A 3328-nucleotide genomic window follows, 5' to 3' on the forward strand; every position below is an offset into this window, starting at 1 on the left:
TCCGCCGCGGCGCTGGCGGCCACCGCGGACGCCGCGCTGGTGGTGTTCGGCGAGCTCCACCTGCCCGCGTACCACCCGCCCACGCTGGCCCGCGACCCCTCCACCGACATCGCCGCCGCCGCCGACGGCACGGTGGACGACGAGCGGCTGGACCCGCTGCGCGCCACCGCACGGGGCCGCGGCGTCGCGATCCTGATCGGCGCCGCCGTGCGCCGGGCGGGACGGCGCTTCATCGCCAGCCTGCTGATCGCGCCGTCGGGCACGGTGCGCGACGTCTATCACAAGCGCCACCTGTGCGACGCCCACGAACGCGAGCTGTTCTCGCCCGGCGACCGCGCCACCACCCTGGCGCTCGACGGCTGGCGGCTGGGGCTGGGGATCTGTTACGACGCCACGTTTCCCGAGCACGCCCGCGCCGCCGCCCTGGCCGGGTGCCACGCGTACGTCGCCGCCGGCGCCTACGTGGCCGGCGGCGAGCACCGCCGCGATCTCTACCACCGCGCCCGCGCCCTGGACAACACCTTCTATGTCGTCTTCGCCGACGAGGTGGGCGGCGAGCCGCCGTGGACCTTCGGCGGCGGCGGCGCCGTCTACGACCCCGAGGGGCGTCCGGTGGCGCGGGCCGGGGCCGACCGCCCCGGCATCGCCGTCGCCGCGCTGGACCCCAAGCTGCTGACCGAAACCCGGGCCGCCCACACCATGCTGGCCGACCGGTGCCCCGGTCCGGGCCAACGCGACACAGTGGAGGTTCGCCCGTGACGGGCCCGGACGCCGCCGCCGAGATCATCCATATCGCCGAGGAGCTGCGGGCGATCGCCGCCAACGGATTGCACTACAGCGACAATCACTACGACCGCGATCGCTACGAACAGGTCCGGTCGCTGGCCGCCCGCGCCCTCGCGCTGGCCGACACCCGAGGGGCGTCCGAAATAGAGCGACGGTTCCGCGGCGACCTGGGCTTCGCCACCCCCAAGGCGAGCGCCGACGCGGTGATCTTCGACGAGCGGGATCGCTTGCTGCTCATACAGCGCAACGACGGCGGCGAGTGGTGCATGCCCGGGGGTGCCGCCGACGTCGGCGAGTCTCCCTCTCAGGTGGCCGAGCGCGAGGCCCGGGAGGAGACCGGCCTGGAGGTGAGGGCGACGGGCGTGCTGGGGGTGTACGACAGCCGCAGGCTGCACGGCGCCGAACAGCCGCAGACTTACAACGTCGCCTTCGCGTGCGAGGTCGTGGGCGGGGAGTTGACCACGACGAACGAGTCGCTCGACTTCGGATGGTTCACCCGCGCCGACGCGGCGGAGGTGTCCCTGTACCGGGGCCACAGGGTGAAGGTCCCCCAGATGTTCGACATCCGGGCGGGAATCGTCGCCGCCCCGGCCTTCCACTGAACTGTGGACGGACGATGACGGAAGCGCCTCCGTCTCGCATGTAACAATTCGGTAACTCCGCCTTTAAGCGTTTATCTATGTCGATATCTACGTGCATCGACTATTGACAGCGGGTTACCGAGTATGGAAGCCTCCTGTACCAGGTGGCCTGACCCCTGGGCCGCCGAACCCTTCGTGAGAGGAACACCCCTTATGAAACGCCTGCTCATCGCAGGCAGCGCGGCCGCACTTGCGGTGGCGGCGGGTCTGGTAGGCGCTACGGCCTACGCGGACTCCGGCCACGGTAAGAGCGGCTCGCTGCAAGCGGCGGCGAAGGCGGCGACCGCCTATGTCCATGACAATGGTGATTCGTTGCACGCCAGTAAATCCGAAAAGTTCGTCCGCCAGCAAACCCTGAAGGTGCTCGGCCTGACGTACACCACCTACGAGCGCACCTATAAGGGCCTGGACGTGGTGGGCGGTGACACCGTGGTGGCGACCAACTCCGCGGGCAAGATCGCCTTCGCCAACACCGCTCAGACCCACAAGATCGACCTCGACACCATCAAGCCGAGCGTGAGCGTCGACAAGGTGCTCAGCGTCGCCGGTAAGAAGGCGTCGAAGCCCGACGTCGTGGTCTACGCGCGAGGCAAAGGCGACCCGGTACTTGCCTACGTGAGCACAAAGAAGGCCGTGAACTCGGACAAGGAGCCCGTCAACCGCAAGTACTACGTGGACGCGCTGTCCGGCAAGAAGATCGACGTCGTCGACTCGACCTTCGCCGGGACCGGCCACCCGTACTACAACGGCAAGGGCGACACGGTCGACATCGGCACCTCCAAGGGCGGCTCCGGCTTCGTCATGGAAGACCCCGACCACAAGGGTCAGTCCTGCGGTGAAGAGGGCAAGGACCCCTTCACCAAGGACACCGACGACTGGGGCAGCGGCGACTCCAAGGACCTGGAGACCGCCTGCGTCGACGTGCTGTACGACCTCGGCAAGGAAGCCGGAATGCTCAAGGACTGGCTGGGCTACGACGGCGTCGACGGCAAGGGCGGCTACTTCCCGTCCTCGGTCAACCTTGACGACGTCAACGCCTACTGGGACGGCAGCTCCACCCACTTCGGGCACTCCCAGGACGGCGAGCGCAACCTGACGTCCATCGATATCGTGGCGCACGAGAACGGCCACGGCATCTTCCAGTTCACCCCGGGTGGTTCCGACGGTGACAACGAGACCGGCGGTATCAACGAGGGCGACAGCGACATCTTCGGCGCCCTGACCGAGTGGTACGCCAACGAGCCGGTCAAGGACGGCTCCGACAGCCCGGACTACACCGTTGGCGAGGCCGCCGGCCTGCTCAACCCGGGTGAGCCGATTCGCAGCATGCCGGACCCGTCGTCGATCGACAACGCTCCGAACTGCTGGAGCACCGACATCCCGAACACCGAGGTGCACGCCGCCGCCGGTCCGATCAACCACATGTTCTACATGCTGGCCGAGGGCACCGAGAAGAAGGACGACCAGCGTCCGGGTTCCAAGGCCTGCGATGGTTCCACCATCAAGGACGGTCTGGGAATCGAGCAGGCGGGCAAGGTCTGGATGGGCGCCCTGATGGGCAAGACCTCCGGCTGGACCTACGCCGACGCGCGCACCGCGACCCTGCAGTTCGCCTCTTCGTCGGACCAGTTCAAGACCTGCGACGAGTACAACGCCGCCAAGGCCGCCTTCGACGCGATCAGCGTCCCCGGCGACAACGACCCCACCTGCTCCAAGTAATGGGGTTAACGTTCAGCGAAAGAGGGCGTCCTCGCGGCCAGCGCCGCGGGGGCGCCCTTTCGCGCGATTGAATATGATGTCCGCATCCTTCGTACCGACCCCCTTCTCCCACGGAATGTCACACATCCTGAGTATCGATAATTTTCTTGACGGCGAGGCATCCTTTGGCATGCCGGTGCCCG

The 3328-nt window shown here is 67.8% G+C and carries 3 protein-coding genes; all 3 read left to right on the top strand.

The genetic code is table 11. From position 1 onward, the window contains the following. A partial coding sequence (locus tag VE172_RS11915) for a carbon-nitrogen hydrolase family protein (RefSeq protein WP_324801666.1) occupies nt 1–759 on the top strand: 759 nt, incomplete at its 5' end. Further along, nucleotides 756–1388 (top strand): NUDIX hydrolase N-terminal domain-containing protein, encoded by a 633-nt coding sequence (locus VE172_RS11920; RefSeq protein WP_324801668.1) that lies wholly within the window; start codon nt 756–758, stop codon nt 1386–1388. The genes VE172_RS11915 and VE172_RS11920, both read left to right, overlap by 4 nt. A 192-nt stretch (nt 1389–1580) precedes the next feature. Continuing rightward, nucleotides 1581–3146, top strand: a complete 1566-nt coding sequence (locus VE172_RS11925; protein ID WP_324801672.1) for a M4 family metallopeptidase — start codon at nt 1581–1583, stop codon at nt 3144–3146. Nucleotides 3147–3328: the final 182 nt, after the last annotated feature.

Origin of the sequence: Stackebrandtia sp., assembly GCF_035643755.1 — a bacterium.
Taxonomy (GTDB): domain Bacteria; phylum Actinomycetota; class Actinomycetes; order Mycobacteriales; family Micromonosporaceae; genus Stackebrandtia.